The sequence below is a fragment of the Kitasatospora sp. NPDC091257 genome (assembly GCF_044757675.1).
Taxonomy (GTDB): domain Bacteria; phylum Actinomycetota; class Actinomycetes; order Streptomycetales; family Streptomycetaceae; genus Kitasatospora; species Kitasatospora lactacystinica.
In genome coordinates this window covers 1-2548 of sequence record NZ_JBIVVI010001251.1, presented here as the reverse complement: position 1 = coordinate 2548, position 2548 = coordinate 1, and the positions used below count along the sequence as shown (strand labels likewise).

Below are 2548 nucleotides of genomic sequence, written 5' to 3'. Positions count from 1 at the left end.
TATAACTCCCGGGCCGGCCCGGTAATTGGGGGCGGGCACGACGGGCGCCGTTAGTGGGGGGGGCCGACTTCCTGCGCACCCGGCTGCGCTCCGCGGGGGGTTGACCTGCGGAGCGCCGGGTTGACCCGACCGTGTCCCGGTGCGGGCGGGGCGCGTTGGGTGGGTGTGAGTGGATTCGGGTGGCTGCCGGTGCCGGAACGGCAGCCGAGTGAGGAAACGATCCTGCCCGGCACTCCGGACAGGCCGCCGGAACAGCCGTCGCCACCCGCGACGACGGAGCCGCGGGTGCCGACGGAATGGCCGGTGACGGAGCCGCGGGTGACGGAACGGCCGGTGCCGGAACCCGGCCCGGAAGCGCCCATCTACGCCGAGCTGGCCCGGCGCTGGCAGGCCGAGGGGCGGGCCGTCCCCGGGCTGCCCGATCCCGTCTGGGAGGCGCTGGCCGCACCGGCGGCCCGGGACCGGCCGGCGGTGCCCGGCCCGGGCCGGAGCCCCGAGCCGGGCACCGGGTGGAACCCGCCCGCGGGCCCGGAGCGGAGTCCGGGCCCGGGACACTGATCCACTCGGCCGGATCGCCGACACGCGCGGATACCCCGACGGGGGAACCGTGCGGTCGTCGGACTATCCCAGGAGAGTGGTCCTCAGCCAGGGGACGATCAGCGCCATCGCCTCGCCGAACCTCGAAATGGCGCAGTGCCCGGTGTCCGGGATCAGCTCGGCCCGGGTGTCGCGGCGGCCGGCGAACACCAGGGTGTCGTGCCGCGGGACGTGGACGTCGTCGGCGCCGTTGAGCACCAGCATCGGCGCCTGGTCGTCCCGGTCCAGCAGCGGGCGCAGACCGAAGGAGCCGAAGGCCCGGCCCAGGGCCGCCCGGTCCGGTGCCGCGTCGAAGCCCAGGGCGTTGCCCACGATGCCGTCCATGCCGAAGTCGAAGCCGCGGTCCGGGTCGAAGGAGTGCTCGACGGGGCCGCCGAGCACCACCGCCGCGTCCACGGCACCGGTCAGCCCGGTGCGCGCGGAGTAGTAGCCGCCCATCGAGATGCCGAAGTGGCCGACCCGGCCGTCGCCGAGCGTACGGGCGAAGGCGATCAGGCCCTCGATCACCTCGGTGCCGCCGTCCGGGGTCATCGGCAGGTGGGAGGTCTCGCCGGTGCCCGCGAGGTCGAACAGCAGGAGCCGGACCGGCAGGGCGAGCGCGAGCTGCTCCCACATGCCGTGCAGGTCGGTCTTCCAGGAGTCCACCCCGCCGCTGGCCAGCACCACCGGGGCGTCGACGGGCAGGCCCGGTGCGGCCATCAGGTGGACCGGGACCGCGGCCTCGCCGCCGCGGTGGGGGACGGTGAGCGTGCGGCGCTCGACGTCGACCGGGAAGCCGGGCGAGGCGAGCAGGTACTGCTCGACCTGGCGGGCCAGCGCGGTGCGCTTCGGAGCGTCGGCGAGCGAGGGGAACTTGGCCCAGCCGTACGCCTGGGCGGCCTGGCGGTGGCGCCCGGCGCCGGCGTGCCGGGCGGCGAGGGCGGACCACTCGTACACCCAGCCGCCGGGCCGGTCGGCCCACATGTCGGTGACGGCCGCGCGGACCGCGTCCACCTCGGCGGCGGGCAGGCCGAGGGTCATCTGCGGGTAGCGCTCGACGAACAGGTCCTGCGGGTCCAGGGGCCAGGTGAAGGACATGGCGATGCCTCCTGTCGCTCTTAAAGCCGGAACTCTTGCATTAGCGACTATGCGCCGGAGGATCGCTTAATGCAAGTACTCCTGCGTTAAGGTGGTGGCGAGGTGATCGACACATGACCGAGGAAGAGCCGGACCCGATCCGCCGCCGTCCGGGCGGCCGGGCCGCCCGGGTGCGCCGGGACGTCCTGGCGGCCGCCATGGAGGCGCTGGCCGAAGGGGGCGTCGCCCGGCTCACCATCGCCGACGTCGCGGCCCGGGCCGGCGTCAACGAGACCACCGTGTACCGGCGGTGGGGCAGCCGGGAGAAGCTGGTGCTGGACGCCATGCTGACCGCCAGCGACGAGGGCATCCCGGTCCCCGACACCGGGGCCGTCCGCACCGACCTGACCGCCTTCGCCCGCGCGCTCGCCGCGTACCTGGCCACCCCGCTCGGCCGGGCCGTGGCCCGCGCGGCCGCCCTCGGCTCCGAGGACCCGGCCCTCGCCGAGGCCTGGCAGGTCTTCTGGGACTCCCGCCTCGCCCAGGCCGGCGCCGTCGTCCGGCGCGCCGTCGACCGCGGCGAACTCCCGGCCGGCACGGACGCCGACCTCGCCCTGGAACTGCTCAGCGCACCCCTCCAGGCCCGCGCCCTGCTCGGCCACCGCGAGATCGGCCCCGAGCTCCCGGAGCGCCTCGCGGACCTGATCCTGGACGGCCTGCGGGCCCGGGACCGGCGCACGGAGGACGGCGGCTAGCGCACGCAGCACGGCGGCTGGCGCACACGGCGCGGCGGCGCCCCCGGCCGGGGGGGGCGGGGGGGGGTTGGGGAGGGCGTCGGGGTGGGGAAGTGGGTTGGGTGGGGTGTAGTTGTAGGGGGGGGGCGGTTCATTAAAAA

At 75.6% G+C, this 2548-nt stretch carries 3 protein-coding genes; 2 read left to right on the top strand and 1 reads right to left on the bottom strand.

Annotated elements, in window-relative coordinates; genetic code table 11:
* The first annotated feature begins 285 nt into the window (after positions 1–285).
* Complete coding sequence (locus ACIQOV_RS36935; RefSeq protein ID WP_401055171.1) at positions 286–558, top strand: hypothetical protein; 273 nt, start codon at positions 286–288, stop codon at positions 556–558.
* Positions 559–621: 63 nt separating this feature from the next.
* Here ACIQOV_RS36935 and ACIQOV_RS36930 read toward each other — a convergent pair whose 3' ends face one another.
* Entirely contained in the window at positions 622–1674 is a 1053-nt protein-coding gene (locus tag ACIQOV_RS36930) for an alpha/beta hydrolase (RefSeq protein WP_401055170.1), read from the bottom strand.
* A 113-nt stretch (positions 1675–1787) separates the two neighbouring features.
* Here ACIQOV_RS36930 and ACIQOV_RS36925 point away from each other — a divergent pair, with 113 nt between their 5' ends.
* Positions 1788–2408 (top strand): TetR/AcrR family transcriptional regulator, encoded by a 621-nt coding sequence (locus ACIQOV_RS36925; RefSeq protein ID WP_359914928.1) that lies wholly within the window; start codon positions 1788–1790, stop codon positions 2406–2408.
* The last annotated feature ends 140 nt before the right edge of the window (positions 2409–2548 follow it).

Bases quoted from the DNA above. Each gene is read 5' to 3' on its own strand.
- ACIQOV_RS36930 (WP_401055170.1), bottom strand. From the start codon at position 1,674: ATGTCCTTCACCTGGCCCCTGGACCCGCAGGACCTGTTCGTCGAGCGC.
- ACIQOV_RS36925 (WP_359914928.1), top strand. From the start codon at position 1,788: ATGACCGAGGAAGAGCCGGACCCGATCCGCCGCCGTCCGGGCGGCCGG.